The organism is Streptomonospora halophila (assembly GCF_039542725.1).
In the GTDB taxonomy this organism is placed as follows: Bacteria; Actinomycetota; Actinomycetes; order Streptosporangiales; family Streptosporangiaceae; genus Streptomonospora; species Streptomonospora halophila.
This window is the reverse complement of the sequence record NZ_BAABIK010000009.1, coordinates 143,224-169,030: the sequence shown is the minus strand read 5'-3', so window position 1 is coordinate 169,030 and position 25,807 is coordinate 143,224. Positions and strand designations below refer to the sequence as shown.

General features: G+C 72.8%; 28 protein-coding genes and 1 riboswitch. Of the genes, 15 read left to right on the top strand and 13 right to left on the bottom strand.

The features are described from left to right. The first annotated feature begins 143 nt into the window (after positions 1-143). Genes ABEA15_RS10335 through ABEA15_RS10325 form a run of 3 tightly spaced genes read left to right on the top strand, consistent with a single transcriptional unit; the run spans position 144 to position 1,565 of the window. Complete coding sequence (locus ABEA15_RS10335) at positions 144-512, top strand: ArsR/SmtB family transcription factor (RefSeq protein ID WP_345556450.1); 369 nt, start codon at positions 144-146, stop codon at positions 510-512. Further along, positions 509-997 carry an SRPBCC family protein gene (locus tag ABEA15_RS10330; protein WP_345556449.1) on the top strand — a complete coding sequence of 163 codons (489 nt, stop codon included), beginning with the start codon at positions 509-511 and terminating at the stop codon, positions 995-997. The genes ABEA15_RS10335 and ABEA15_RS10330 overlap by 4 nt, the downstream gene beginning before the upstream one ends. 1 nt (position 998) lies before the next feature. Further along, positions 999-1,565, top strand: a complete 567-nt coding sequence (locus ABEA15_RS10325) for a maleylpyruvate isomerase family mycothiol-dependent enzyme (protein ID WP_345556448.1) — start codon at positions 999-1,001, stop codon at positions 1,563-1,565. Between the two features lie 40 nt (positions 1,566-1,605). Here the strand turns inward: ABEA15_RS10325 and ABEA15_RS10320 are convergent, their stop codons facing one another. Further along, positions 1,606-1,842, bottom strand: a complete 237-nt coding sequence (locus ABEA15_RS10320) for a hypothetical protein (protein WP_311546682.1) — start codon at positions 1,840-1,842, stop codon at positions 1,606-1,608. A gap of 227 nt (positions 1,843-2,069) precedes the next feature. On the opposite strand from ABEA15_RS10320, the gene ABEA15_RS10315 reads away from it, so the two are divergent. Continuing rightward, positions 2,070-3,056: a R2-like ligand-binding oxidase gene (locus ABEA15_RS10315; protein ID WP_345556447.1), complete on the top strand. Its 987-nt coding sequence runs from the start codon at positions 2,070-2,072 to the stop codon at positions 3,054-3,056. Between the two features lie 103 nt (positions 3,057-3,159). On the opposite strand, the gene ABEA15_RS10310 is transcribed toward ABEA15_RS10315, so the two are convergent. Next, complete coding sequence (locus tag ABEA15_RS10310) at positions 3,160-3,753, bottom strand: phospholipid scramblase-related protein (protein WP_345556446.1); 594 nt, start codon at positions 3,751-3,753, stop codon at positions 3,160-3,162. 83 nt (positions 3,754-3,836) lie between these two features. Then, on the bottom strand, positions 3,837-5,291 hold the full coding sequence (locus tag ABEA15_RS10305) for an FG-GAP repeat protein (protein WP_345556445.1): 1,455 nt from the start codon (positions 5,289-5,291) through the stop codon (positions 3,837-3,839). A gap of 399 nt (positions 5,292-5,690) precedes the next feature. Between ABEA15_RS10305 and ABEA15_RS10300 the strand changes: the two genes are divergently transcribed. Further along, entirely contained in the window at positions 5,691-6,119 is a 429-nt protein-coding gene (locus ABEA15_RS10300) for an NUDIX hydrolase (RefSeq protein WP_345556444.1), read from the top strand. Between the two features lie 152 nt (positions 6,120-6,271). Here the strand turns inward: ABEA15_RS10300 and ABEA15_RS10295 are convergent, their stop codons facing one another. Continuing rightward, positions 6,272-6,766 (bottom strand): DoxX family protein, encoded by a 495-nt coding sequence (locus ABEA15_RS10295; RefSeq protein WP_345556443.1) that lies wholly within the window; start codon positions 6,764-6,766, stop codon positions 6,272-6,274. Positions 6,767-6,858: 92 nt separating this feature from the next. Here ABEA15_RS10295 and ABEA15_RS10290 point away from each other — a divergent pair, with 92 nt between their 5' ends. Next, complete coding sequence (locus ABEA15_RS10290; protein ID WP_345556442.1) at positions 6,859-7,818, top strand: LysR family transcriptional regulator; 960 nt, start codon at positions 6,859-6,861, stop codon at positions 7,816-7,818. Between the two features lie 351 nt (positions 7,819-8,169). Here ABEA15_RS10290 and ABEA15_RS10285 read toward each other — a convergent pair whose 3' ends face one another. Beyond that, positions 8,170-9,024 carry a helix-turn-helix domain-containing protein gene (locus tag ABEA15_RS10285; RefSeq protein ID WP_345556441.1) on the bottom strand — a complete coding sequence of 285 codons (855 nt, stop codon included), beginning with the start codon at positions 9,022-9,024 and terminating at the stop codon, positions 8,170-8,172. A gap of 163 nt (positions 9,025-9,187) precedes the next feature. Here ABEA15_RS10285 and ABEA15_RS10280 point away from each other — a divergent pair, with 163 nt between their 5' ends. Further along, positions 9,188-9,613 carry a PPOX class F420-dependent oxidoreductase gene (locus tag ABEA15_RS10280; RefSeq protein WP_344142648.1) on the top strand — a complete coding sequence of 142 codons (426 nt, stop codon included), beginning with the start codon at positions 9,188-9,190 and terminating at the stop codon, positions 9,611-9,613. 367 nt (positions 9,614-9,980) lie between these two features. On the opposite strand, the gene ABEA15_RS10275 is transcribed toward ABEA15_RS10280, so the two are convergent. From ABEA15_RS10275 to thrC, 4 genes are all read right to left on the bottom strand, one after another. Further along, complete coding sequence (locus ABEA15_RS10275) at positions 9,981-10,745, bottom strand: maleylpyruvate isomerase family mycothiol-dependent enzyme (protein ID WP_345556440.1); 765 nt, start codon at positions 10,743-10,745, stop codon at positions 9,981-9,983. Positions 10,746-11,016: 271 nt separating this feature from the next. Then, a complete protein-coding gene (groL, locus tag ABEA15_RS10270; protein ID WP_344142644.1) occupies positions 11,017-12,648 on the bottom strand; it encodes a chaperonin GroEL in 1,632 nt (543 codons plus the stop codon). 346 nt (positions 12,649-12,994) lie between these two features. Next, positions 12,995-13,273: a MoaD/ThiS family protein gene (locus tag ABEA15_RS10265; protein ID WP_311546692.1), complete on the bottom strand. Its 279-nt coding sequence runs from the start codon at positions 13,271-13,273 to the stop codon at positions 12,995-12,997. 60 nt (positions 13,274-13,333) lie between these two features. Further along, positions 13,334-14,599, bottom strand: a complete 1,266-nt coding sequence (gene thrC / locus ABEA15_RS10260) for a threonine synthase (protein WP_345556439.1) — start codon at positions 14,597-14,599, stop codon at positions 13,334-13,336. Between the two features lie 12 nt (positions 14,600-14,611). Beyond that, positions 14,612-14,754, bottom strand: a riboswitch (SAM riboswitch). Between the two features lie 344 nt (positions 14,755-15,098). Here thrC and ABEA15_RS10255 point away from each other — a divergent pair. Next, positions 15,099-16,538, top strand: a complete 1,440-nt coding sequence (locus ABEA15_RS10255; protein WP_345556463.1) for an alpha,alpha-trehalose-phosphate synthase (UDP-forming) — start codon at positions 15,099-15,101, stop codon at positions 16,536-16,538. A gap of 81 nt (positions 16,539-16,619) precedes the next feature. On the opposite strand, the gene ABEA15_RS10250 is transcribed toward ABEA15_RS10255, so the two are convergent. Together ABEA15_RS10250 and ABEA15_RS10245 are read right to left on the bottom strand one after the other, a co-directional pair. Further along, positions 16,620-17,273: a GrpB family protein gene (locus ABEA15_RS10250; protein WP_344142641.1), complete on the bottom strand. Its 654-nt coding sequence runs from the start codon at positions 17,271-17,273 to the stop codon at positions 16,620-16,622. 392 nt (positions 17,274-17,665) lie between these two features. Beyond that, positions 17,666-18,922, bottom strand: coding sequence for a S8 family serine peptidase (locus tag ABEA15_RS10245; RefSeq protein ID WP_345556437.1), 1,257 nt, complete (start codon positions 18,920-18,922; stop codon positions 17,666-17,668). Between the two features lie 267 nt (positions 18,923-19,189). Here ABEA15_RS10245 and ABEA15_RS10240 point away from each other — a divergent pair, with 267 nt between their 5' ends. Further along, the gene (locus tag ABEA15_RS10240; protein ID WP_344142639.1) at positions 19,190-19,525 is read left to right on the top strand and encodes a DUF3263 domain-containing protein; all 336 of its coding nucleotides are present in this window, start codon (positions 19,190-19,192) and stop codon (positions 19,523-19,525) included. Between the two features lie 150 nt (positions 19,526-19,675). Continuing rightward, positions 19,676-20,500 (top strand): trehalose-phosphatase, encoded by an 825-nt coding sequence (otsB, locus tag ABEA15_RS10235; protein WP_345556436.1) that lies wholly within the window; start codon positions 19,676-19,678, stop codon positions 20,498-20,500. A 177-nt stretch (positions 20,501-20,677) separates the two neighbouring features. Here otsB and ABEA15_RS10230 read toward each other — a convergent pair whose 3' ends face one another. Next, the gene (locus ABEA15_RS10230) at positions 20,678-21,169 is read right to left on the bottom strand and encodes a nuclear transport factor 2 family protein (RefSeq protein WP_344142637.1); all 492 of its coding nucleotides are present in this window, start codon (positions 21,167-21,169) and stop codon (positions 20,678-20,680) included. Positions 21,170-22,012: 843 nt separating this feature from the next. On the opposite strand from ABEA15_RS10230, the gene ABEA15_RS10225 reads away from it, so the two are divergent. Continuing rightward, positions 22,013-22,822 carry a helix-turn-helix domain-containing protein gene (locus ABEA15_RS10225; protein WP_345556435.1) on the top strand — a complete coding sequence of 270 codons (810 nt, stop codon included), beginning with the start codon at positions 22,013-22,015 and terminating at the stop codon, positions 22,820-22,822. Then, positions 22,819-23,001, top strand: coding sequence for a DUF397 domain-containing protein (locus ABEA15_RS10220; protein ID WP_345556434.1), 183 nt, complete (start codon positions 22,819-22,821; stop codon positions 22,999-23,001). The genes ABEA15_RS10225 and ABEA15_RS10220 overlap by 4 nt, the downstream gene beginning before the upstream one ends. A gap of 33 nt (positions 23,002-23,034) precedes the next feature. Here ABEA15_RS10220 and ABEA15_RS10215 read toward each other — a convergent pair whose 3' ends face one another. Next, complete coding sequence (locus ABEA15_RS10215; protein ID WP_345556433.1) at positions 23,035-23,973, bottom strand: GlxA family transcriptional regulator; 939 nt, start codon at positions 23,971-23,973, stop codon at positions 23,035-23,037. 208 nt (positions 23,974-24,181) lie between these two features. On the opposite strand from ABEA15_RS10215, the gene ABEA15_RS10210 reads away from it, so the two are divergent. The 3 genes from ABEA15_RS10210 to ABEA15_RS10200 all read left to right on the top strand — a co-directional run bounded on the left by ABEA15_RS10210 (position 24,182) and on the right by ABEA15_RS10200 (position 25,807). After that, on the top strand, positions 24,182-24,832 hold the full coding sequence (locus ABEA15_RS10210; protein ID WP_345556432.1) for a DJ-1/PfpI family protein: 651 nt from the start codon (positions 24,182-24,184) through the stop codon (positions 24,830-24,832). A 172-nt stretch (positions 24,833-25,004) separates the two neighbouring features. Continuing rightward, a complete protein-coding gene (locus ABEA15_RS10205; RefSeq protein ID WP_345556431.1) occupies positions 25,005-25,334 on the top strand; it encodes a hypothetical protein in 330 nt (109 codons plus the stop codon). 5 nt (positions 25,335-25,339) lie between these two features. Beyond that, positions 25,340-25,807, top strand: a complete 468-nt coding sequence (locus ABEA15_RS10200) for a DUF2269 family protein (RefSeq protein WP_345556430.1) — start codon at positions 25,340-25,342, stop codon at positions 25,805-25,807.

Below are 25,807 nucleotides of genomic sequence, written 5' to 3'. Positions count from 1 at the left end.
CGCCGAGTCCGGACAGGCAGCACACTGCGGTGCGCGGCAGCCGCCCCCTGCACAGCGGGGGCTTGAGGTTTATCAACCTTCTGGTTGACGATCTGCGGTCGGCGACCTAGCATCGTATTCAACCGCGACGTTGAGGAAGATCGGTGGACGACAGCACGGAACGGCTCGATCGGGCGTTCGCGGCACTGGCCGACCCGATCCGGCGTGACCTGGTGGCCCGGCTGGCCGGTGCGGACGCGACCGTGAGCGAACTGGCGGAGCCGCACGACATGAGCCTCCAGGCGATCTCCAAGCATGTGAAGGTGCTCCAGGATGCCGGACTCGTGACCCGCAGCAAGGACGCCCAGCGCCGGCCGGTCCACCTGGACTCGTCGGTCTTCGAGTTGATGACGAAGTGGATCGAGCGCTATCGCCGGCAGGCCGAGGAGCGCTATCGGCGCCTCGATGACCTCTTGGGCCGGATGGGCGACGAGGAGGTTCCAGAGCAAACCGGCGCGAAGGATGTGTCATGACCATGATCACGCACGGGACCGGGATCGTGGTGGATGAGAACATTCCGGCGATCGAGATCGTCCGGGAGTTCGACGCGGCTCCCGAGCAGGTGTTCCGCGCCCACGTCGACCCGGAACTCTACGCACAGTGGGTCGGGCCGCGCTCGGTGGCCACGAGGATCACCCGATGGGACGCCCGGACGGGTGGCGAATGGGCCTTCGCCGACGATCGTGACGGCGAGGAGATCGCCTCCTTCTTCGGCAGCTTCCACGAGGTTCGACCGCACGAGCGGATCGTGCGGACCTTCACTTGTGAAGGCGCGCCTGACGGCGTCGCGCTGGAGATCCTGACCTTCGCGGAGCTTGCGGGCGGGCGCACTCGGTTGACCGTGCTGAGCGTGGTGGAGGACTTCACGACCCGCGACGGCATCGTGTCCAGCGGCATGGACGTCGGTGTGATCGAGGGCTTTGAGAAGCTCGACGAGCTGCTTGCGAAGGAGGCCTGAGATGGCGTCTGCGCCCACGAGCCCGGCTCAGCGGCATGCCGACGACGCGGCCCGGTTCACCTCGCTGGTCGAGTCCGCCTCGGCCGGGGACTGGGCGCGGCCCAGCCCGGTCGCGGAGTGGACGGCCCTGGACATCGTGAAGCACCTGGTCGAATGGTCCCGCGGCTTCCTTCAAGGGGCGGGGATCGAGCTCCCGGAGCTGCACGTCGTCGCCGATCCGGTCGCTGCCTGGAAGCGGCACGTCACCGACATCCAAGCCATCCTCGACGACCCCGCCGGGAGGGTGCTCAGCAATCCGCACACCGGCGACAAGCCCGTGGACGAGGCGATCGACGAGTTCTACACTCCCGATGTCTGGATGCACTCCTGGGACCTCGCCAAGGCGCTCGGGCGTGAGCCCGATCTTGGACAGGAGCGCGCCGGCGCCGCGCTGGCGGCCATGGAGCCGATGGATCGGCTACTGCGCGATAGCGGGCAGTTCGGTCCCGCGGTGCCCGTCGCCCCAACAGCCTCTGCGCAGGACAGGCTCATGGCCTTCATCGGACGCGACCCGTCCTGGCAGGCCTGATTCCCCGGGTGTCCGCAGCGCCGGGGTAGGACGGTGGGCGCTACAGCGGAGGCAGCGCGCCCAGCACGATGGTGAACCCGGCCAGGCACCAGGCGATCAGCGAGTAGCCGAGCGTCTGCGTGCGCAGAGTCGGGTTCCTGCGCACCGCGGGCGTGGCGAACGCGGCGACCATGAGCACCAGAGCGAGCATCGCCGGAATCAGCGACGCGACCGCGAACAGGCCCTCCTGCTCGGCGCAGGACGCGTAGCCGGAACTCTCCGGATCGCCGCAGAACACGTTTGTCTCCCGTTCCTCCGGTAATCGAACAGGCAATGCGCGGTCGAACACGCGGGGCGCCCGCCGCGGGCCGAAGGCGTGCCCCCGGACCTCCGAGGATGTACGAGGCGCCGCCGCCGGGCGCATGTCCGACCGTATCGCGGTCCGCGGCGGCCCCGCGCCACGCCTTTACACACGCGCGACCGGGGTCCAATGATGGGGGCGACCCGACTCGGAGGTGCCCCCCTATGACCGATTCCGCCGACACCGCTCCCACTCTTCCCCCCGAACAGCGCCAGGGCTTCCACTCGCTGCGTGCCAGGGGGCTCAACTGGGACTCCTTCCCGCTGCGGCTGTTCGCCAAGGGCAACGCCAAGTTCTGGAACCCCGCCGACATCGACATGAGCCGCGACGCGCAGGACTGGGCGGAGTTGTCCGAGGGCCCGCGGATGCGGATCATGCGGCTGTGCGCGCTCTTCGTCGCCGGAGAGGAGGCGGTCACCGAGGACATCCAGCCGTTCATCCGCGCGATGGCCGCCGAGGGACGACTCGGCGACGAGATGTACCTGACGCAGTTCGCCTTCGAGGAGGCCAAGCACGTCCAGGTGTTCCGGATGTGGCTGGACGCGGTCGGAATCACCGAGGACCTGCACCCCTTCGTCGAGAACAACGCCGGCTACCGCGCGCTGTTCTACTCGGAGCTGCCCGCCGCCCTGAACGCGCTGGCGGACGATCCCAGCCCGGCCAACCAGGTGCGCGCCTCGGTCACCTACAACCACATCATCGAGGGCTCGCTGGCCCTGACCGGCTACCACTCCTGGAACCACATCTGCACGGCCCGCGGGATCTTCCCCGGCATGCGCGAGATCATCAAGCGCATCGGCGACGACGAGCGGCGGCACATGGCCTGGGGCACCTTCACCTGCCGCCGCCACGTCGCCGCCGACGCCCGCACCTGGGACGTGGTCACCGAGCGCCTCAACGAACTGCTCCCGCACGTCACCGCGGTCGTCGAGCGCAGCAACGAGCCCGAGCCCGACGAAGAGGAGAAGCGGTACATGCTCTCCGACAAGGAGCTGATGGACTACGCCGCCGACCGCGCGCTGCGCCGCCTCGGCGCCATCGAGACCGCCCGCGGCATGCCGGTCGAGCGCATCGACGTCGACGCCTCGCCGGAGGCGCTCGAAGAGCGCTTCGGCGAGGAGGACCGCGCCCAGCTGGACAAGCTGGGGTAGCGGCGGCGCCGGCGCAGCAGCGGCGCCCGGGTCCGGCCGCACAGCACGCACGCGAGCGGTCGGCCCCGCCGCGCCGTACCCGCCGGCCGCAGGTGGCGGCCGGCTAGCGCTTGCCCTCCATCAGCACCAGGTCGATGGTGATGCCCGAGGCGACGACCAGGGTCTTCAGCGGCTCGGGGAGGGTGGGGTAGCGCTGCCACAGGACGTAGGTGTCGGCGGCGGTGAAGAGTTCGCCGAAGTCGGGCAGGCGCCGGTCGACCCGCGCGATCTCGTGGTCGTTGGCGTCGGTGATCTGGAAGTCGAAGCCCATGAAGTTGCCCGAGATCGTGCCCAGGTGCCGCTTCCACGGGTCGAGCAGCCGGAACCCCGCCTTGAAGAACGTGAAGTCCTGGTCGATGTAGCCGATCGGACGGCCGTCCGGCAGCGCGACGGTCGTGGTCGCCGTGAACATCGCCCAGGACTTCTCGATGTACAGGCGCGGCCGCCGCCAGGCGTCGTCGACCATCACCTTGCGGGCGAAGCCGGCGGTGTTGCCCGCGAAAAGGCGCAGCGCCTGCATGCCGCCGTCCAGACCGATCTCGTGGACGTGGGCGATGTGGCGGCCGCGGCCGTCGTAGCAGTGGTATTCGGACTCGTCGATGAAGAAGCGCTTGGGCTGCTTCACCACGATCGGCGCTGTGTTGAACAGATCCTGCACGAACGTCTTGGACGCCTGCGCGGGACCGCGGGTTCCCGGGCCCGCGGTCTACGGCTCGGCTCCCGCATCGCCGCGGGAGCCCGTCAGCGCGCGAACGCCCCGCCCAGCTTCACCTCGCCGCCGGTAACGCCGAGTACGTCCGGACCGACGGCGCCGGTGGCGGCCGCGCCGTTGCGGGTGAAGCGCAGCGTCCACACGGCGCCCCGCCCCTCGTTCTCGCCGGGTGCGCCGACGGCCAGGTCCATCCGGTCGTCGCCGTCGAAGTCCGCCAGGCGCACCGCCCATCCGAAGCCGTCGCCGTCCTCCCCCTGTCCGGGCACGCCCGCGCTGTCCTGGTCGACCATGGACGAGCCCGCCGTCGTCAGCCCGTCCGGCCCGCCCTTGAGGACGACGACGCCGCCCGGGTCGCCGATCGGTTCGCCGCCCCGGGCCTCGATACCGGTCGCCGCAAGCACGTCGGCGAAGCCGTCGCCGTCCACGTCGCCCGCGCCGAGCTTGAACCCGAACCCGGCGCTGTCGTTGCCCTCCCCCGGTACCGAGCCGCTGTCCCTGGTGAACGCGGTGGCCTTGCCGGAAAGGCCGCCCGGGCCGCCGTAGAACACCTTGAGCGTGCCGGGGTCGCCGGGCAGGTTCTCGATGACGCCCTCGGGAACCTCGCGCATGACGAGGTCCCCGTAGCCGTCGCCGTTCATGTCGCCGATCGCCCCGGTGGTCGCCGGCGCCAGGCTCCGGTCGGCCCCATTCAGGCCGGACGGGCTCGACAGCAGCACCGCAGTGGGTTCGCCCATCTCCTCGAACGAGCTCATGACGACCAGATCGGTTCCGCCGTCGCCGTCGAGGTCCCCGGGGACCAGCTCCTGCAGGTCCAGGCTCCCCAGCGCGACGGACTGCTTCCCGGCGACGCCTCCCTCCCGGGTGAACGGGCCTTTCAGCAGCACGGAGCCGTCGCCCGAGCGGTAGGCGACCAGGTCGCGCACGCCGTCCGCGTCGAAGTCTCCGCTCACGAGGTCCTCGACGTGGTCGGGAAGAACGGAGCCGTCCACCGCCGTCCCGCCGCTGAGCCCGGCCTCACCGCCCCACAGCACCGTGAGAGCGCCGTCCTCGGGCTTGGCGTGGTCCTCCCACGTACTCGTCACCGCGACGTCGGCGTAGCCGTCGCCGTCGAAGTCGCCGGCGGCCGCGGTGGCGCCGAACCCGTCGCGCGCGTCGGGCGTCCCCGGCACCCCCGCGGAGCCCTGGTCGATCACCTGCCGAGTGCCGGGGTCGGGGCCGTCGGCGGATCCGTAGAGGACGACCACCCTTCCCGCGCCGACAGCCCCACCGGCCCCGGAGCCGGGAGCCAGGACGGCGAGGTCGGCGTAGCCGTCGCCGTTGAAGTCGTCGCGGTACTCCGCGTCCTGCGCCGGCTCGCCCGAGGGCTCGGTCCGCCCGCTGGGCGCGTCTTCCCCGGCTTCCGGTACCGGCCCGCATCCCGCGACCGCGACCGCGAGCGCCACTGCGGTGAGCGGTCGGCCCCGGGCCAGAGTACGTCGACGCACGATTCCCCCGAGACAGGCGATTCGGACATGGTTGGAGGAGGCTACACCCCGCCGTGCGGGCACGCACCGGGCTCAGCGGGACCTGTTGTGCCGCGCGACCGGGCGCCGCGGTACGCCGCACCGCACGCACCCGGCGCCCGCGTCAGGGACCGGAAGGGCCGGCTGCGCCCGGGGGCGCCGCTGGGGACGCCCCGCTCGGCGCCCGCGGAGGGCCGCGGGGAGGACCACGCCTTGATCTTGCGGCGCGGGGCGCCGCGGCAGCCACCGGTGCCGCTCCCGCACGGCGGGGGAAGGAGCCGGGGCGGGTCTGCTGCCGACGGACGCGAACGCGGCGAGATCGGTGCCGGGGCACCGCGCAACAGGACGGCGACCCGTCCAACACGCCCTACAGTCGGATTCATGCCACCACCCGAGACGGGGGCCGTCCCGACTCCCGTGATCGACGCGCTCGCCTGGGTGCACGTCAGCGGCCGGCGGCTGCTGTGCGTACGCACGCGCGGCCGCAGTTTCTACTACCTGCCGGGCGGCAAGCGCGAGCCCGGCGAGAGCGACGGGGCCGCCGTCGCGCGGGAGGCCCGCGAGGAGGTGGGAGTGGCGCTGCGTACCGCGACCCTGGCGCCGTTCGCGGTCGTGGACGAGGCCGCCGACGGCTACCCCGAGGGCACGCGGGTGCGCCTGTCCTGCTACACCGCCGAGCACACGGGCGAACCCGCCCCTGCGGCCGAGATCGCCGACCTCGCCTGGCTCGCGCACGCCGACCGGCCCCTCTGCGCGCCGGCGGTGCGCCGCGTCCTCGACGAACTGCAGGGCCGCGGCGAGATCGACTGAGGAGCCGAGGGCGGACCGTGCGCCGCGCCTTCCGCGCACGGGCGGCGAGCGCACGCGCGCGGAAGGCGCAAGGCGGTGGAGGGAGCACGCACGGCCGAACCCCTCCGGCCACAACGGCGGAGCCGATGCCCGGGGCGGGCCGGCGGACGCGCCTACCCGGCCGCTTCGGCCCGGTCCTCGGCGGTACGGGCCGCGCGCGGTCCGCGCCCGCCGTCGCCACCGCCCAAGGCCGAGGCCAGCACGGAGTCGACGCTGAACCTCCCCGGCCCGTGGGCCAGGATCAGCAGGCTGACGGCGGCCAGCACCATCACGTACTCGAAGCCGCCGGCGTCCAGCATGAGTCCGTTTCCGCTGTGCACGAAGACCCAGGCGCCGACCATGATCACGGTCAGAGCGGCCGCACCCGCGCGGGTGGCGACGCCGAGAAGGAGCAGTGCGCCGCCGATCAGCTCACCGTAGGCCAGGAAGGCCCCGCTCAGCTCGGGCAGGGGAATCCCCAGCTCGCGGTTGCTCTGCACGATCGCGCCGACACCCTGACCGGCGACCTTGTCCCAGCCGTGGGCGATGAAGACGACGCCGACGCAGAGCCGCACCAGCAGGACCACGGCGTCGGTCAGCACCGCGTCCGAGCGGACCAGGAATTTCATCGGTTCTCCTTTGTCAGGGGACCGGTCCATTCGAACAGGCGGGCCCGCTCCGCGGGAAATACCGATTGTGAAGGATAGGCTACCCTAAAGGTATGCAGGAGTTCGACCTACGGGAATTGCGCTACTTCCTGGCAGCGGCCGAGGAGCTGAATCTCTCCCGGGCCGCCGAACGCCTGGGGATCTCCCAGCCGCCCCTTTCGCGCGCCATCCGGCAGATGGAGCGGCGCCTCGGCGCGCCCCTGTTCCATCGAAGCCACAACTCCATCCGGCTGACACCCGCGGGCGACACTCTGCTCAGCGAGGCACGCAAGGTGCTGGACGCCGCCGCCGCGGCGTCGCGGCGCACCCGGCGCGCGGGCCGGGCGGCCCCGGCGCTGACCATCACCGCGGCGCCCGGCCACGGCACGCGGCTGCTGCGGCGCATCGCCGACGCCTACGCACGCCTGCCCGGCGCCGCGCGCACCGACATCGCCGTCACCGGCTACCGCGCCCAGGAGGCGGCCCTGCGCAGCGGCGAAGCCGACCTCGCCCTGCTCAGCACGCCTTTCGACACCGAGGGCCTGCGGGTGCGCCCGCTGTGCTCGGAGGAGCGGGTGGCCGCGGTGCCCGCCGGCCACCGGCTGGCCGGATGCACTGCACTGCGCTGCGCCGACCTCGCCGGCGAGCCGTTGCCGCGCTGGCCCGGCGACACCGAGGCGACCCGGCGGTACTGGTCGGGCCGGGACCGGGCCGCCACCGCCGCCCCCGCCGGCGCCGATGCGGCCCACGGCCCGCTCGTCCACGACATCTCCCAGGTCATCGAGGTGGTCGGGCTAGGGCAGGCGGTCGCCCTGGTACCGCGCCACGTCGCCGGTGCCAACCCCCGCCCGGACGTCGTGTACGTGCCGGTGGCCGACGCCAGCGCCCACCGGACCGTGCTCGCCTGGCCCGAAGGGCCGACCGGGCCGGCCGTCGACCTGTTCGTCCGCACGGCGGCCGGCCTCTTCGCGGCCGGGCCGGCGACCGGCCCCGACTCCGACTCCGGCCCCGGCACGGTGGCCGGACCGGTGTAGGCGCGCGCCTGTCGGTGTGCGCGTCCGGCCGGTCGGGGGTACGTACGCCCGGCTCCGGGACGGCGTCGCCCCCGCGGGCGGCGGCCACGCCCGCGAGCGGAATCGTCGTGGTGCGCGGAATCGGAATACCGCACGTCGTGCCTTTCACCAGGAAACACTGGGGCGCATAGCGCCGGTTTCCCGCGGGTCGTCCCCCTCGGTTCCGGAGTTCGAACAGGACGATCGCGAAAGTGACGGGCATCATATCCGTCCATTGTTGCGACCGGCACACCTGAGCGCATTCGACCGTCGATACTTAACCGGTTAAGCGTTGACCTGCGATTTTCCGCCGCCTACCTGCGGCGCGCCCGCTCAACCCGATACCGCGCGCAGACTCCCGGGAGCGCGCCCCACAAGGCGCCCCAGCCCCGCGGACGCGGCCTCGTCCGCCGGCAGATAGGCGACCAGACGCAGAACGTCGGTGTCGGAGAGGTCCAGCGTCTCGTAGGCCAGCCGCAGCTCGCCGACCTCGGGGTGGGCGAACCGGCGCACCCCGGTGCGCACCGGCAGGGTCGGCGGCTCGGTCCAGCGCCGGGCGAACGCCGCTCCGCCGGTGACCGACAGCTCCTCGGCGAAGCGCGCCACCTCCGGGTCGGCGGGCATCGTGGCGAACCGGAGGTCGGCGACCAGTTCGTCGGCGACCCGCTCCCAGTCGGGAAGGGCGGTGCCCGCGCGGCCGTCGGTGAATACGAAGCGGACCAGGTTGGGCGGGTCGCCGTCGAGCAGGCCGAGGGGGCCGGCGACGCGGTCGAACCCGCTCGTGGTGGCGAGCACGTCGCAGCGGCGGTCGACCAGCACGGCGGGTTCGGGGTCGAGGCGGTCGAGCAGGGCGCGCACGGTGGGCCGCACCGACGGCGCGGGCGCCCGCTCGCCGGTGCACTGGGAGCCGCCGCCGTCCTTCGAGAGCCGGTACAGGTGCAGCCGCTCCACGGGGGACAGCCGCAGGGCGTCGGCCAGGGCGCCGAGGACCTGCCCGGAGGGGCGGCGGTCGCGGCCCTGCTCCAACCGGGTGACGTACTCGACGCTGACACCGGCGAGCGTGGCGACCTCGGAGCGCCGCAGACCCGGTGTGCGGCGCCTGCCGCCGCCGACCGGGAACCCGGCCTCGCCGGGGGTGACCGCTTCGCGGCGCCGCCGCATGAACCCGCCAAGATCGTTCTCGCCCATGGCCGAAGTGTAGGTGCGTCCTTCGCCGCCGGCGTGTCCCTGCCACTACCACTCTCAACGCGGCCTTCCTGCGCCGGCGGCGCTGTGGCCACAGTGGCGGTGCCGCCGTGCCGAGTCCGCCGGCGGCACCGCACACAGCAGGGAACAAGGAGCGCGGCCCGCCATGAGCGCATTCACTCAGACCGAGATCGAGTACCTGAACGAGCAGCCCCTCGGCCGGTTGGCCACAGTGGGCTCCGACGGCCGGCCCCGGGTCAAGCCGGTCGGCGTCTTCTACGACCCGGAGAACGACGGCCTCGCCGTGGGGGGTCTCGACATGGCGCCGAGCAAGAAGTTCCGCGACGCCGCCGCCAACCCCGACGTCGCCGTCGTCGTCGACGACCTGGCCTCGGTCGACCCGTGGACCCCGCGCGGCATCGAGGTCAGCGGGCGCGCTGAGACCCGCACCGAGGGCGGCGAGGAGACCGGTGCGCGCCTGGGCGCCTCGTTCCCCTTCAGCCCCGCCTGGATCCTGATCCGCCCCCGGCGCATCGTCTGCTGGGGTGTCGGAACGGGCCCGTTCGAGTCGAGCGCGCGCACCGTCGCCTGAGCGCCTGCGCCGCCCCGCGGCCGGCGGGCACAGGCCGCCGGGCCGCCGAACGATCGGCTTGCGTCCCGCAACCGCCTGCTCGGCCGAACCGGGCTCCGCGTCGCGGAGCCGCTCCTGGGCGCGACGGCCTGCACCGGCGAGGCGCGCGCCCGGACCCGCATCGCGGTGAACCCGGGCGCGGCCGGCGCAGCGCTGCCCGAGGGCCTTCCGGCGCCGTTGTGCGGCGGCGGAGTTCTCGCCCGGCCATCCCGCCGAGACGATCGAGCACTCCGAGACGCGCCCATGGGTGTTCGGCGACGCCTTCACCGGGGTGCGCGTCCGCGGCCGACGCGGCCCGGGGAGGCCGCCGGGCGTGCGGCGCGGCGGGTCAGAGCATGGGCGGGAGCGAAGGGAGAACGGCGGCGGGCTCCTCGACGGGGGTGCCGCCGCGGTGGACCGTGAGGCGGGAGCCGTCGGCGCGGCCGGAGAGCCAGGCCAGGATCTCGCCGGCCGAACCCTGCGCGGTCACCGCCGGGCCGGCGGCGGCGCCGATGCGGTACTCGGCCCCGCTCGCGGTGTCGCGCAGCAGGACGGGCGGCAGCTCCTCGTCGGCCGCGAACCGCGTGGTGAGGCTCTCCAGCTCGGGGCCGGTGAAGAAGGCGGGCCAGTCGCCCGGCGTGTAGCCGAGGTCCAGGTCGACGTGGTGGTACTCCACCTCCGCCAACCGCATCCACACGACCCGCGCGGCCGGGAAGACGCGGCCGCTGCGGTGGCGGATCTCGAAGGTCCAGGCCTCCTCGGGCATGGTGCGCACGACCTCGGCCAACCGCTCTGCGGTGGCTTCGAGGTCGGCCGCCTGCTCCTCGGGAGCCCGCCCGGCGCCGTCCTCGATGTCGCGCTCGCGCGCCTCGGCGCTGGCGTACATGTCGGCCTGGACACCCTCGCGGGCTCCCTCCAGGATCCGGATCATCGCCTCGGCGCTGCGGGAGACGTGGGCCAGGACGTGGCCGCGCGTCCATCCCGGAAGCAGCGAGGGGTCGGAGATCCGGTCCGGGCGCGCGGCGGCGGCGGTGCGCAGCAGGCGGCCGGTGGCCTCCTCGATCGCGCCGAGCACCGCAGTGGGCTCCTCGGGCCGGACGCTTGATGCGGTCATCGTGGCCTCCTGTGCTGGTCTGCCCGCCTACTCCGCGGTGCGGCGCGGCGTGCTCGCGCACCGGCGTGCGGATCCGGGCGGAGCTGCGCCCGCGCACCGCGGAGGCGGGAAAGACGCTACCACCGGCCGACCGGGCCGACGCGGTGCAGCGGCCGCGATGGCGCGATCGGACCGCGAACGCGAATCGGGCGGCCCCCGCAGTGGGGACCGCCCGTTCGTCGCAGGTGGCTGAGTTCGCGTACCGGACTCGCCGACCTCTGGCCGAGAGGCCTTAGAAGTCCATGCCGCCCATGCCGCCGGCGTCGGGCGCAGCGGCGCCCGCCTTCTCCGGCTTCTCGGCGATGACGGCCTCGGTCGTCAGGAACAGACCGGCGATGGACGCCGCGTTCTGCAGCGCGGAGCGGGTGACCTTGGTCGGGTCGATGACGCCGTCCTTGAACAGGTCGGTGTACTCGCCCGTGGCGGCGTTCAGCCCGACGCCGGCCTCCATGTTCTTCACCTTCTCCGCGACGACCCCGCCCTCAAGGCCGGAGTTGATCGCGATCTGCTTCAGCGGCTCCTCGATCGCCCGGCGGACGATGTCGGCGCCGATGGACTCGTCGCCCTGCAGGTCCAGCTTCTCGAAGACCGGGACGCCGGCCTGGAGCAGGGCCACACCACCGCCGGGCAGGATGCCCTCCTCGACGGCCGCCTTGGCGTTGCGCACCGCGTCCTCGATGCGGTGCTTGCGCTCCTTGAGCTCCACCTCGGTGGCGGCACCGGCCTTGATGACCGCGACACCGCCGGCCAGGCGGGCCAGGCGCTCCTGCAGCTTCTCGCGGTCGTAGTCGGAGTCGGTGCGCTCGATCTCGTTGCGGATCTCGTTGACCCGGCCGGAGATGTTGGAGGCCTCGCCGGAGCCGTCCACGATGGTGGTCTCGTCCTTGGTGACCACGACCTTGCGGGCGCGGCCGAGCATGTCCAGCTCGGTGTTCTCCAGCTTCAGGCCCACCTCTTCGGTGATGACCTGGCCGCCGGTCAGGACCGCGATGTCCTCGAGCTGGGCCTTGCGGCGGTCGCCGAAGCCCGGGGCCTTGACGGCGACGGACTTGAAGTTGCCGCGGATCTTGTTGACGATCAGCGTCTGCAGCGCGCCGCCCTCAAGGTCCTCCGCGATGATCATCAGCGGACGGCCCGCCTGCAGGACCTTCTCGACGACCGGCAGGAACTCGTTGTTGTTGGAGATCTTCTGGTTGGCGATGAGGATGTAGGGGTCCTCAAGCACCGTCTCCATGCGCTCCAGGTCGGTGGCGAAGTAGGGCGAGATGTAGCCCTTGTCGAAGCGCATGCCCTCGGCGAGCTCCAGCTCCAGCCCGAAGGTCTGCCCCTCCTCGACGGTGATGACGCCTTCCTTGCCGACCTTGTCCATGGCCTCGGCGATGGCGTCGCCGATCTGGACGTCGCCGCCGGCCGAGATCGAGGCGGTGGAGGCGATCTGCTCCTTGGTCTCGACCTCCTTGGACAGGTTGGCCAGCTCCTCGCTGATGCGGGAGACGGCGGACTCGATGCCGCGCTTCAGGCCGACCGGGCTGGCGCCCGCCGCGACGTTGCGCAGGCCCTCGCGCACCATGGCCTGCGCGAGCACAGTGGCGGTGGTGGTGCCGTCACCGGCGACGTCGTCGGTCTTCTTGGCGACCTCCTTGACGAGCTCGGCGCCGATCTTCTCCCACGGGTCCTCGAGCTCGATCTCCTTGGCGATGGAGACGCCGTCGTTGGTGATGGTGGGGGCGCCCCACTTCTTCTCCAGCACGACGTTGCGGCCCTTGGGGCCGAGCGTCACCTTCACAGCGTCAGCGAGCTGGTTCATGCCGCGCTCAAGGCCGCGGCGGGCCTCCTCGTCGAACGCGATCAGTTTGGCTGCCATAGACTTCTTGTCCTCCCGAGACCGGGCTGATACGCGAAGGTACGAGCCGACGCCCGCGACGGACGGCCGCGGTGCTTCCGGCAACCCCTCTGCCGGGGACCTCGGCCTCATCGCCTCGAACCAGGGTTTAGCACTCAGCTTGTCAGAGTGCCAGCGACCCCATTATTAGCACTCCCCCTAGGCGAGTGCAAATGCCCTAACCAGACTTCGCCACGGCGTTACCCGCAGGTCAATGACGCCTCGCGGCCGGAAGCGGAAAAGCCCGCGCCCCGCCCTCGGGGGCGGCGGGGCGCGGGCTGGGCGCCCGGCCGGATCCGGCCGGGCGCGCCGGGATCAGGGCCCGGGGTCAGCAGCCTCCGGCCACGGCCGGGATGATCGAGACCTGGGTGCCCGATGCGGTCGGGGTGTCCAGGCCCTGGGCGAACCGCACGTCCTCGTCGCCGACGTAGACGTTGACGAAGCGGCGGATCTTCCCGGCGTCGTCGACGATGCGCGCCTTGATGCCGGGGTACTTGGCCTCCAGGTCGGACAGCACGGCCTGCACGGTCTCGCCTTCGGCGCTGACCTCGGCCTCGTCCTTGGTGTAGGTGCGCAGGATGGTCGGGACGCGGACACTGACGCTCATGACTGCGGTAACTCCTTGACTCGCTCGCCGGCCGGCGGTTGCGGGGGTTGTCCGGGCGCTCTAGAGCAGCCCGGCCTCCTTGAACACGTCCAGGGAGGGCTTGATGGTCGCGGTGACCCCGGCCTCGACGGCGTTCAGGGTCTTCAGGCCGTCGCCGGTGTTGAGCACGACGGTCTCGGCTTGGGGGTCGAGGGTGCCCTCGTCCAGCAGCTTGCGCAGCACGCCGGTGGTGACACCGCCGGCGGTCTCGGCGAACACGCCCTCGGTGCGGGCGAGCAGCGCGATGGAGTCGACCACCGCCGCGTCGTCGACGCGGGCGACCGCGCCGCCGGTGCGCCGGCAGACGTCGAGGACGTAGGGGCCGTCGGCGGGGTTGCCGATCGCCAGCGACTTGGCGATGGTGTCGGGCTTGACCGGCTGGATGACGTCGTGGCCCTGCTCGTAGGCGGCGGCCACCGGTGAGCAGCCCGTGGCCTGGGCGCCGAAGACCTTGTAGGGGCGGTCCTCGACCAGGCCGAGCTCGATCAGCTCGCGGAAGCCCTTGTCGATCTTGGTGAGCTGGGAGCCCGAGGCGATGGGGATGATGATCTGCTCGGGCAGGCGCCAGCCCAGCTGCTCGGCGATCTCGTAGGCCAGGGTCTTGGAGCCCTCGGCGTAGTAGGGCCGCAGGTTGACGTTGACGAAGCCCCAGTCCTCGCCGGCCGGGTCGCCGATCAGCTCCGAGCAGAAGCGGTTCACGTCGTCGTAGGTGCCGTCGATGGCCACGACCTTGCCGCCGTAGACGGCCGCCATGACGACCTTGCCCTCTTCCAGGCCCGCGGGGATGAACACGCAGGAGCGGAACCCGGCGCGGGCCGAGGCGGCGCCCACGGCGCCGGCCAGGTTGCCGGTGGAGGAGCAGGAGAGGGTGCGGAATCCGAAGGTGCGGGCGGCCTCGACGGCCATGGCCACCACCCGGTCCTTGAAGGAGTGGGTGGGGTTGGCGGAGTCGTCCTTGACGTGCAGCGAGCGCATCCCCAGCTCGGCGGCCAGCCGGTCGGCGCGCACCAGCGGCGTCAGTCCGGGGTTCATGTTCGGCAGCTCGGCGACGTTGCCCGGCACCGGGAGAAGGCCGGCGTAGCGCCAGACGTTGTTCGGACCGCGTGCGATGGCCTCGCGGGTGACCTCGCCGAACTCGTAGGCCACCTCAAGAGGCCCGAAACAGAACTCGCAGGCGAAGCGGGGCGCGAGGTCGTAGCGTTCGCCGCATTCGCGGCAGGACAGCGCGGCGGCGGGGCCGAAGGCGCGGGCGGAGGGCGTGTCCGTTTCCGTGGCGGTAATCGCCATGCGAGGCGTCTCCCCTCATCTTTCCTGGCTGACCGATCTGGCCCCAGGCCGGAGTTGGCACCTGCCTCGGCCGCCTCGCAGGATCGCGAGTAGCGCAAACCGAGATGGTTGCCGGGGCTTCGCAGGGCCGGTCCCTCCACCCCTCTGGATGAGCAATATGAAGTTGTCGGGATCCGCAGTTGGGCACTGGGGGCGCAGCGGAATCCGCACGCCACTGTAGCTCACGTTTCGTCCGAATTTCCATGGAGAGTGATCCGGGTAACACGCCTGACGCCGCTGCGCCGGGGTAGTGGCGCCCGTACCTGCGGCGCCGCGCCGCCGGGGCCGGATTCGGCGCGCCCTCCCCCGGGACCGCGGGGAACCGGCGGGTTTGCACGGGGCCCGGGCAGGCGAGACCTATGACACCTTTGCGCAGCGGGCCCTGTTGTCAGCGGTACCGGTGTAGTGCAATGAGACGTCGGGCGCGATTCACGGTGACAGGTGAGAGGTGGACGATCAGGTGGACAAGGCGCAGATCCTCGTGGCTTCCAACAGGGGACCGGTGTCCTTCTCGATCGGCGAAGACGGCTCCCTCGACTACCGGCGCGGCGGGGGCGGCCTGGTGTCCGGGCTGAGCTCGGTCGCGGAGACGACCGACACGCTGTGGGTGTGCGCCGCCCTGTCCGAGGCGGACCGCACGGCCGCCGCCCGGGCTCCCGAGGCGCGGCTCGACCTGGCCGGCTTCGATTTGGGCGGCATGCGCGTGCGCATGCTCGACATCCCGCCGGACACCTTCACCGACGCCTACACCCGCGTGGCCAACTCGACGCTGTGGTTCGTGCACCACATGCTCTACGACACCCCCAACAAGCCGCGCTTCGACGCCGCGTTCCGCGCCCAGTGGGAGGGCTTCCGCTCCTACAACGCCGCCTTCGCCGAAGCGCTGCTGACCGGCTCCGCCGACAACGCCCGCGTGGCAGTGCAGGACTACCACCTGGCCCTGGTGCCCCGCATGCTCCGCCAGCGCCGCCCCGACCTGCGCATCACCCACTTCTCGCACACCCCGTGGGCGCCCCCGGAGTACTTCGGCATGCTGCCCGGCGAGGTCGGCCGCGAGCTGCTGGAGGGCATGCTCGGCGCCGACCACCTCGGCTTCCTCAGCCGCCGCTGGGCCGAGGCGTTCCTGCACTGCTGCGAGACGTTCCTGCCGATCGATGTCGACTGGGACCGGCGCACCGTGGAGTTCGGCGGGCGGCTGGTCCACGTGGGAGTGCACGCACTGGGCGCCGACGCCGACAGCCTGCGCCGGCGGGCGGCGGCGGCCGACGTCGAGGAGTGGCGGACCGCCCTGCGCGAGCGCGTCGGCGACACCAGGCTCATCGTGCGGGTCGACCGCACCGAGCTGTCCAAGAACATCGTGCGCGGCATGGAGGCCTACCGCGAGCTGCTGCGTGAGCACCCCGAATGGCAGGGCCGGGTCACCCATCTGGCCTTCGCCTACCCGAGCCGCGGCGACGTGCCGGAGTACCGCGAGTACACCGAGCAGGTGCAGCGGGTGGCCAAGGAGATCAACCAGGAGTTCGCCACCGCCGACTGGACTCCGCTCGTCCTGGAGCTCACCGACGACTTCCCGCGCTCGCTGGCCGCCTACCGCATGGCCGACGTACTGCTGATCAACCCGATCCGCGACGGGATGAACCTGGTGGCCAAGGAGGCTCCGGCGCTTTCCGACGACGGGTGCGCGCTGGTGCTCTCCACCGAGGCCGGTGCGGCCGACGAGCTCGGCGCCAACTCGTTCCTGGTCAACCCCTACGACATCAGCCAGACCGCGGGCGCGCTTCGCAAGGCGCTGGAGATGCCCGACGACAAGCGCCGCGCGCGCTGCGAGCGCCTGGTCGAGAGTGGCACAGCGCTGCCGCCCAAGCGCTGGTTCGAGGAGCAGTTGCGTGCCCTGAGGTAGCGCGCTCCCCCAGCGGGCGGGCGCACGCGGGCGCCGGAGCAGCGCGGGCCGGCGCCCCGGCCGGGCGGTGCGCCGCGGCGGTCACTCGGCGCGCGCGGCCGCCGACTCGCGGGCGCGGCCGATGATCTCCTCCACCAGGGCGGCCTTGGCGTCGGTGTAGTCGTCCAGGCTGTCCCAGGTGCGCCGCGCCAGCTCGCGCTTGGTGCGGTCGTAGCGCTCGCGGTCTCCGGCGTCGGCGCACAGGCGGTCGCGGAACAGCCGCAGCCGCTCGGCTTCTCCTGCGCCGGGCCCGTAGACGTGCACGTTGGTGTTCACGTCCGGGCCGCGCAGCACGCGGTGGCCGTCCGCCTCGGGCTCGCGGTGCCACAGCGCGTAGCCCGCGGCCTCCAACGGGGCCAGGTAGGCCGCCTCGTCGCCGGGGTCGGGCACGATGAGCAGCACGTCGACGCAGGGCTTGGCGCTCAGGCCGGGCACCGCCGTGGATCCGACGTGCTCGACCTCCAGCGCGGCGGCGCCCAGCGCCCCGCGGATGCGGTCGGCCTCGCGCTGGAACAGGTAGGGCCACTTCGGGTCGGCCTCGACGACCACCACCCGGCCGTCGACGAAGTGCGGCGGCGGGGCGAGCGCGGCTGCGGCCGCCTGCGCGACGTCGCCTCCCCGCCGCGAGGGGAGGGGCGCAGGGACGCCGGGTGTGCGGGATAGGGGCGACCGGTCGGTCGACTCGTTGGGGGACATTCCGCCAGACTTCTATGCCCGGCGCCCTTCGTCAAGGCGCCCATCGGGGAAAACGCCTGTTCAGAGGCCACGTACAGCTCGCCCGCGGTCACTCAACGGCACGGCTGGGACGCCGCGGGAGGTGCTCGGCGGCCGGGATCCCCGGCGTCGCCGGGGCTGGCGGCGGTACGCGGGTGCGCGGGGGCGCTCTGCGCCCGCCGGTCGCCGGGCGCCGGACGCCGGTCGAGTCGCCGCCCCCGGGGACGCGCTCCGCGCCGCCTGCCTGTTCTCGCGGAAGCCTGCGCACGGGAGCCGCCGGGCGCGGTCGGCACTCCCGCACCGGACCACCGCACCGGGGAGCCCGGCCGGACCCGGCCCGGAGCTGCACGCCGCGGCGAGCAGCGGCACCGGTCTCAGCGCCGCCGGCGCCCGCCGCGGCGGCGCGCCGCCGGAGTGCGCCGCGTGCCGCCGGAGCGGGCCTCCGCACCGACCGGCTCGCGGTCGTCGCGCTCCCCCTGGTCCTCGGCGCCTCCGCGTCCGCGCCCGGACCGGCGGGAAGGCAGGTCGTAGGGGTTCGCACCGGCGCGCCGGACCAGCAGCGCAGCGACGAGGGCCACGAGCACGGCCAGCAGCGCGCCGACCGTCCACAGCGCCCAGACCGGCAGCCCGGACCCCTCCTCGCGGGGCTGGTCGGCCAAGCCCTCGTCGAACAGCGGCTCGCCCTCAGCGGAGGAGGCGGCCCGCTCCATGGCGGCGGGGGCGTCGAGCACGCCCGCGCCGTAGCCGGGGGCCTGTGCGCCCGCCGCGCCGTCGCGGGTGCCCGAGGTGAGCGCGTCGGCGACCTCGCCGGGCCGCAGCTGGGGGTACTCGGCGCGCACCAGCACGGCGGCGCCCGCGACGAACGCTGCGGCCGCAGCGGTGCCCTCGGCGGTCGTGTAGCCGCCGCCCGCCTTTGGAGCGCGGATCCCGGCGCCGGGGGCCACCAGGTCGACGCCGGATGCGGGCGAGTCGCCGGTGAGCGCGAGGTCCTCGCCGACGGCGCCGACGGCCATCGCGCCCTCGTAGGCGCCGGGGTAGGCGGAGCCGCCCTCGCCGGCGGGTGCCACGACGAGGGCGCCGTTGCGGTTGGCGTAGCCGACAGCGGCGGCCACCGCCTCGTCCGGCTCGGCGCTCGCGGGCTCCGACGGCAGCAGGACCACCTGGGCTCCTTCGTCGACGGCGTAGCGGATGCCCTGGTTGAGCGCGTCGGACGCGTCCTCGCCGCCCTCGGCCACGCGCACGGACAGCAGGTCCGCGCCGGGGGCCACGCCGACGACGCCGCCGGTGTACTCCCGGCCGTGCCCGCGTCCGGCGATGATCCCGGCCAGGGGTGTCGCGCCGCCCCCCGATCCCGGGCCGGCGGCGAAGGCGTCCCCCTCGGTGAAGCCGTCGCCGAGGTCGGGGTGGGAGGCGTCGACTCCGCCGCCCAGCAGGGCCACGAGCACGCCGCCGCCGTCGTTGCGGTCGGCCGCATCGGCGGCGCCGACGGCGTCCATCCCCCACTGCTCGGGCCGCAGCTCGCCGCCGGTGTCGGCGCTCGCGGCGACCGGAGGCGCCGGCGGGGCCAGCAGCGCGACCGCGCACGCGACCGCCCCGGCCATACGCGCGGCGGCGCGGTTGCGGCAGATCACAGATACGCCGGTAACGCCCAACACTCAACCCCCAGCCCCGACTCACGTGGCCCGTCCTCGGCGGGTATCCGGGTCATTGTTCCACGTACGCGCAGTTCGGCGGTCCGGCGGCCGACACGGCGGCCGGGCCCGGGACGCCGCGCCCGACCGCGGGGCTCCGAGGACAGGGAACACTTACCCCGCGGCCCCATCATGATTGTTCGCCTCCTCACCCCCCACGGGAAGTCGCTACCATGAGTCGCGCCAATCCGGACGAGGAGGCGCCCAATGTCAGATCCAGGGCTATTCGATCAGCAACCCTCCGCCCATCCCAGCGAAGCGGAGACGCCCGCGGCTTCCTCCAGCGAGGAGCGCGAGCTCGACGAGAGGGAACAACGCATCCTGGCCTTCGAACGCCAGTGGTGGAAGCTGGAGGGCTCCAAGGAACAGGCCATCCGCGAGGAGTTCGGGTTCTCTCCCACGCGCTACTACCAGCTCCTCAACGGGCTGGTCGACCGCCCCGAGGCCCTCGCCTTCGACCCCATGACCGTCAAGCGGCTCCGCCGGCTGCGCGCCAACCGCCGCCGGCGGCGCACGGCCCGCCAACTGGGTATCCAGCTGTAGCGGCGCACGTTCAGCGACGCACGGCGGCGCACGACGACCGCCGCGCAATCCGAGGGCATACTCCAGATGAGGGACGTGTCAGGGCGCGACCCGCACGACACAGCCCACTCCCTTCGCCCGCAACCCCGAACGGGAACGAGACGACCGCTCATGCCTCTGCCCACACCCGGTTCCGAGCAGGGTGCGGCCGCGCTGGACCGGATCGTCCAGCGTCCCGCCGACGCCGTGCTGTCGTTCGACTTCGACGGCACGCTGGCACCGATCGTCTCCGATCCCGCCGACGCACGCGCCTATCCGGGCGTGACCGCCGAGCTCTCCCGCCTCGCGCCGCTGGTCGGCCGCCTGGTGATCATCACCGGGCGGCCGGCCGCGGTGGCGGTCGAGTACGGCGGCCTCGCGGACGTCGACGGCGTCCTGGTGCTGGGCCACTACGGCCTTGAGCGCTGGGAGTACGGCCGCGTCACCGCACCCGAGCCGCCCGCCGGTGTCGCTCTGGTCCGCGAGGAGCTTCCCGAGCTGCTGCGCAAGACCGGAGCCCACGAGGGCACCGCGATCGAGGACAAGGGCCGTTCGCTGGCGGTGCACACCCGCCGGGCCGCCGACCCCGACGCGGCCCTGGAGACCCTGCGCATTCCGCTGGCCGCACTGGCCCAGCGCGCCGGGCTCACCGTCGAGCCCGGCCGCCGCGTGATCGAGCTGCGGCCCGCCGGAATGGACAAGGGCGCCGCACTGGCCGGCGTCGCGGCCGACGCCGGCGACGGCGCCGCCGTTCTCTACGCCGGAGACGACCTCGGCGACCTGGCCGCTTTCGAGGCCGTGGAGCGCCTGCGCGAGAAAGGCCTCCCGGGCATCACCGTGTGCAGCGGCTCCGACGAGGTCGCCGAGCTTGCCGCACGAGCCGACCTGGTCGTCGACGGCCCGCCGGGCATCGCCGACCTGCTCGCCGCGCTGCGCGAGGCGATCGAGGACCGGTGACCGGGCCCGGGCCTCCGCTCGCGGTCCGGGGCGGAGCGGTCCGGTCGGTCGGTCGGCCGGACACCATGCTCGCCCTGGTGTCCGCTGTATCCGCGGCGCAGGAACGGAGGAGTCTCGGCCCGGCACCGGGTCGGCCCCGGCACCGGTCGCCCGTCCCCATGGTGTCGGCGCGCAGGGTCACGCCCCTTCGGCGCCGCGAGCGGGCGGCGGGACCGGGGTCTGCTGGTAGAGGGCGAGGCGCCACGTGCCATCACGGCGCGTGTAGGCGCTGGACATCAGCGCGGTGAACTCGGACCCGGGGTCCTCGCGGTAGGCGGTAGCCCGGTATACCAGTGCTGCGCTGCCGGGTCCCAGGCCGACCAGGCGCTCGTCGGTGATCTCGTAGCCGGACCACGGAGGCGCGTGCCGCAGCGAGGCGACGACGGTCGGGCGGTCGAAAACCTCGCCGTGGGCGAGGACCATCACCCCGTCTTCGGTCATGAGCGAGCCGTAGACCTCGGAGCCGGTGCCGTCGCACAGGGAGCGCCAACCCCGGTGCTCCAGCTCCAGGAGTTCGGCTTTCAGGGATCCGGGGTCGGAAGCCGCATCGGAATCCGGATCGGGAGTCGGATCGGAGGTCGGGTCCGTGGACCCGTGTTCGGGGTTCGCGGCGTGGTGCCCGGACGTCATGCCTGCCTCCAAGGTTCAGCGCGGGTGTGTCGGCCGTACTGCGTCGACCGTGTCCCTGCGGTCATTCTCGCCGCCGAGTGCGGTCCCGGGAACAAGTTCGATGCTCACGGCGGCGTTTCGCCTCCCCCGTCCGGGGGCGCGGGGCGAAGGGCGAGCACGAAGGCGCGGACACGCGCGGCCCGGGGACGGGCGCGCCCCCGCGGCCGGGTCGTGTGCGGGGGCGCGGACGGGCGCGCGGGCGCGGGCGCCCTGCCGCGCTCTGGAGCGGCCGGCAGGTCGTGCGGCAGGTGGTGCGGCAGGTGGTGCGGCAGCGGGGGCAGGGACAGGTTGGCCTCCCAGGGGTTGCCGCAGTAGTTGCAGGCGTCGCCGCTGCTGGGACGGCTACACAGCCGGCAGTCCCACCGTCGGTGGGCGAGCCTGGGCGTACCGGGTTCCTCGGTCACCGTCGCCACCCCCGTTCCAGGGGAGGGACCGGCCGAGAGCAGCGCAGCGAGCCGTCGCGGGAGCGGACGCCGCCGCCGGGCGGGATGTCGTGCGGCGTGCGCGGGACGAGAGGCGCGGCGGTCACGGCTCGAACCTCGCGAACCGCGGAGGAGCGGCGTGCAGCCCGCGCGAGGGCCGCACGAGCCGGAGGAAGAGACTGAACGGGACGGATAGGATCGCCATGTCGTCAGCTCCGTTTTAGCTGGGGACCATGCCCCGGGGGTGTCTCCGCACCCGCCGGGGTCCTGCTTGTCACCAGCGTCCGGGAACCTGGGTGCGATGCTCCACAGATTGCCCTCGGCCGTCGCAGATTTGTCCAAAGCAGTACCGCAGTGAATTCCTTTGGTACAGACTTGGGCCATGGCAGAGCGACAGCATTCGGACTGGGTCGCATTCGGACGAGAGATTCGACGTATCCGCACGTCAAAAGGAATGTCACTGCATGATGCATCAATCCTGCTCTCCATCACCCCCGGAATGCTCTCGAAGCTTGAACGAGCTACGCGAGTACCAAAAAGGGACACTGTAGGAGAATTGGACCAGGCATTCAGTACCAACGGCTCCCTACTCCGCCGCTGGTCGGATGTCACGCGCAGGTCGGCAGATCCAGACTGGTACAGGCGCGTCGAGGATGCCGAGGCTGCTGCGGTGGAGCTCCGGATCCATCATCCATCGCTGATACCGGGATCACTGCAGACGAGCGCCTACGCGCGTACCGTCCTCTCATACGGCCGCCCCTTGGATCAGCCCGGCGAGATCGATTCGATCTGGGCCCTCAAGACCAAGCGTGCCGAGCGCCTTCTGCAAGCGGGGGACCCAGCGCTCTCGGCTGTTGTCCCGGAGGCGGTGATCCGGGGCTGCCTCGGCGACTCCGAGACAGTGGCCGAGCAGCTCTGCCACCTGGTCCACCTGACAGAATCAGGGCAGTTGCGTATATATGTCGTTCCCGACGGCGTGCCGACCCACATCGCCCAGGCATCAGGAGCCTTCACGTTGATCTCCTTCGCCGACCGGCTACCACTTGCGTTCACTGAAAGCGCCAGCGGCGGTGGTCTGGTCGACAACCCCCGGGAAGTGCAGCGGTTCTCCACCCTTTTCGGCATCCTGCAAGGCTGGGCGCTCTCCCCAGCAGACTCGGTCGACCTGATAAGGAAGGCTCAACACGCATGATCAACGGCGAATGGAGCAAGTCCGGCTACTCCAACGCAGGCAGTGAGTGCCTCGAATGCCGTACCGAACAGAGCGCCGTCCGCGTCCGCGACACCCAGCACAGAGACCTCACCACCCTCCCCTTTCCCCCCGACGCCTGGCACGAGTTCATCTCAGGCGTGAAGAGCGGCGACCTCTGACTCTTACCGCGCGGTGCTTGGAGCGCGCCCCTCTCAGCCGAAGCTGCGGCGGTAGGTGTGCGGGCTGACACCCGTCGTCCGCTTGAAGCGGTCGCGGAAGGCCGTAGGGGAGCCGAAGCCGACCTGGCCGCCGATGCGCTCGACGGAGTGCTGCGTGGTCTCCAGCAGGTGCTGCGCCCGGCGGATGCGGGCGCGGTGCAGCCACTGCAGCGGGGTGGTGCCGGTCTGGTCGCGGAAGCGGCGGATCAGGGTCCGGGTGCTGGTTCCGGCGCGGGCGGCGATGTCGGCCAGGGTCAGATCGGCGGCCAGGTTGTCCTGCAGCCAGGCGAACAGCGGTTCGAGGACCGACCCTTGAGGCGCGGGCGCGTGGTCGTGCGCGATGAACTGCGCCTGCCCGCCCTCGCGCTCCAGAGGCATGACGGACAGCCGCGCGGCGTCGGCCGCGACGGCCGAGCCGTAGTCGCGGCGGATCATGTGCAGGCACAGGTCGAGACCGGCCGCGGCGCCGGCCGAGGTGAGGATCTGCCCGTTGTCGACGTAGAGGACACCGGGGTCGACGTCGACGGCAGGATGCGCGGCGGCCAGGGCGTCGGCCGCCGCCCAGTGGGTGGTGGCGCGCAGGCCGTCGAGGAGCCCGCTGGCCGCCAGAGGGAAGGTGCCCGAGCAGATGGAGGCGATGCGCGTACCGTCCGCGGCCGACGCCCGCAGCGCGTCGCGCACCGCCGACGGCAGCGGGGCGGCGGGTGCGGCGGTCCCGGGCACGATGACCGTGTCGGCGCCGTCGAGCCCGTCCAGCCCCCAGTGCGCGTGCAGGGTGAAGGCGCCCGCGTCGACCTCCGCTCGCTCGGCGCACACGCGGATCTGGTAGCCGGGCCGCCCGTCGGGGAGCCGCGTGCGGGTGAACACCTCGATCGGCGTGGACAGGTCGAACGGGATCACCCGGTCCAGCGCGAGGACGGCGACAGTGTGCATGGCCAGAAGATACCCCTCCGCCGGAGGTACCGCCCAGCCGCGGCGACCGTAGTGCGACTCTCGTCCCAGCTCACGGGCCGGTCGTTGGATCTGTCGGTTTTCCGTTGGAAGGTGTCACTCGCGCCACTGGGCGGTGGGGTCGCCGCCCGCTAGCGTCGGTTGCGACATCGGCTCAGGCCGCATCCGCAGCGTGCGAAGGACCCTGTTCATGCACACCCAGATCGTCCTCTTCGACGGCTTCGACCCCCTCGACGTCATCGCCCCCTTCGAGGTGTTCCACGCCGGCGGCTCGGCATCGGGCGGCCGGGTGAGCGTCGAGCTGGTCTCCGCCGAAGGGCCGCGCGAGGTGGTCAGCGGCTCTGGCGGTCTGTCCCTGCGCGCCGCGGCGGCGCTCGACCCCACGCGCCCCGGACTGGTGCTGGTGCCGGGAGCCGCCGGGCGGATCGGCGACGAGCACCAGGACGAGCACATACCGACGCTGCTGGCCCGCACGCGGACCACGGAGCTGCCCGCGCTGCTGGCCGAGGCGCTGCGGGACCCGCGGGTGACCGTCTGCGGAGTGTGCGGCGGCTCCCTCATCCCGGCGATGGCCGGGCTGCTGGAAGGGCGCCACGCCACCACCCACCACCTGGGCCTGGACATGCTCGACGCCACGGGCGTCAGCGCGGTGCGGGCCCGCGTCGTGGACGACGGCGACCTCGTGACCGGCGGCGGCGTCACCTCCGGCCTCGACCTGGCCCTGTACATGCTGGAGCGCGAGGTCGGTCCGCGTGTCGCGCACGCCGTCGAGGACCTCTTCGAGCACGAGCGCCGCGGCACCGTGTGGCGGGACCGGGGCCTGTCCCCCGCCGCCTTCTGATCCCGCGCGGGCTCCGCGTCTTCGGACCCGCGTGCCCCCACGGGCGTGCCCTTCCGCCTCCGCGCTCCCCTACCTCCGCGCCCTCGCAGCCCCACCCGCCCGCCGCTACGCGCGGGACGCCCGCCGCCCCGCATCGCGCCGCACCCGCGGCTCCGTCAGAAAGAGCAGCAGCATGCCCGTCGAAGGCACCTGGGACCTGTCCGTCTCCACTCCCGTCGGCACGATCAGCGCCGTACTCGAACTCCGGCGCGAGGACGGCGTCCTGACCGGCTCCGCCCACGGGGCGGGAGAGGAGGTCCCGCTGACCGGCCTCGTCCTGGACGGCGACCGGCTCACCTGGAAGCAGGCCGTCACCAAGCCCATACGGCTCAACCTTGCCTTCGCGGCGGAGGTCGACGGCGACACGCTGACCCGCACCGCCGCTGCCGGCCGCCTCCCCGCCTCCAAGGTCGCCGGGCACCGCCGCGCCGAGCGCACCGACCCCGCCGCCGCGGAGCTCTGACCGCCATGACGAAGCTCTTCCTTTCCCTGCATGTCGTGGCCGCCGTCCTGGCGGTCGGACCGGTCGCCGTCGCCGCGAGCATGTTCCCCGCCGCCCTGCGCCGCGCCTACAGCGCACCGGGCGACGGCGCCGCGGTCACGGGCCTGCGGATCCTGCACCGCATCTGCCGCGTCTACGCGGCGGTCGGGATCGCGGTGCCCGTCTTCGGCTTCGCCACAGCGAGCAGCCTCGGCGTGCTCACGAGCCCGTGGCTGGTCGCCTCGATCGTGCTGACGGCGGCGGCCGCCGCCGTCCTGGCCCTGCGGATCCTGCCCGACCAGGGTGCGGCGCTCGCCGCCGCGCAGGCCCCGGACCCCGCCGCCGCTGCCCGGACACCGGCCCGCCTGGCCATGCTCACCGGCGTGTTCAACCTGCTGTGGGTGGTCGTCACCGTGCTGATGATCGTCCGCCCCGGCTCGACCACGAGCGCCTGA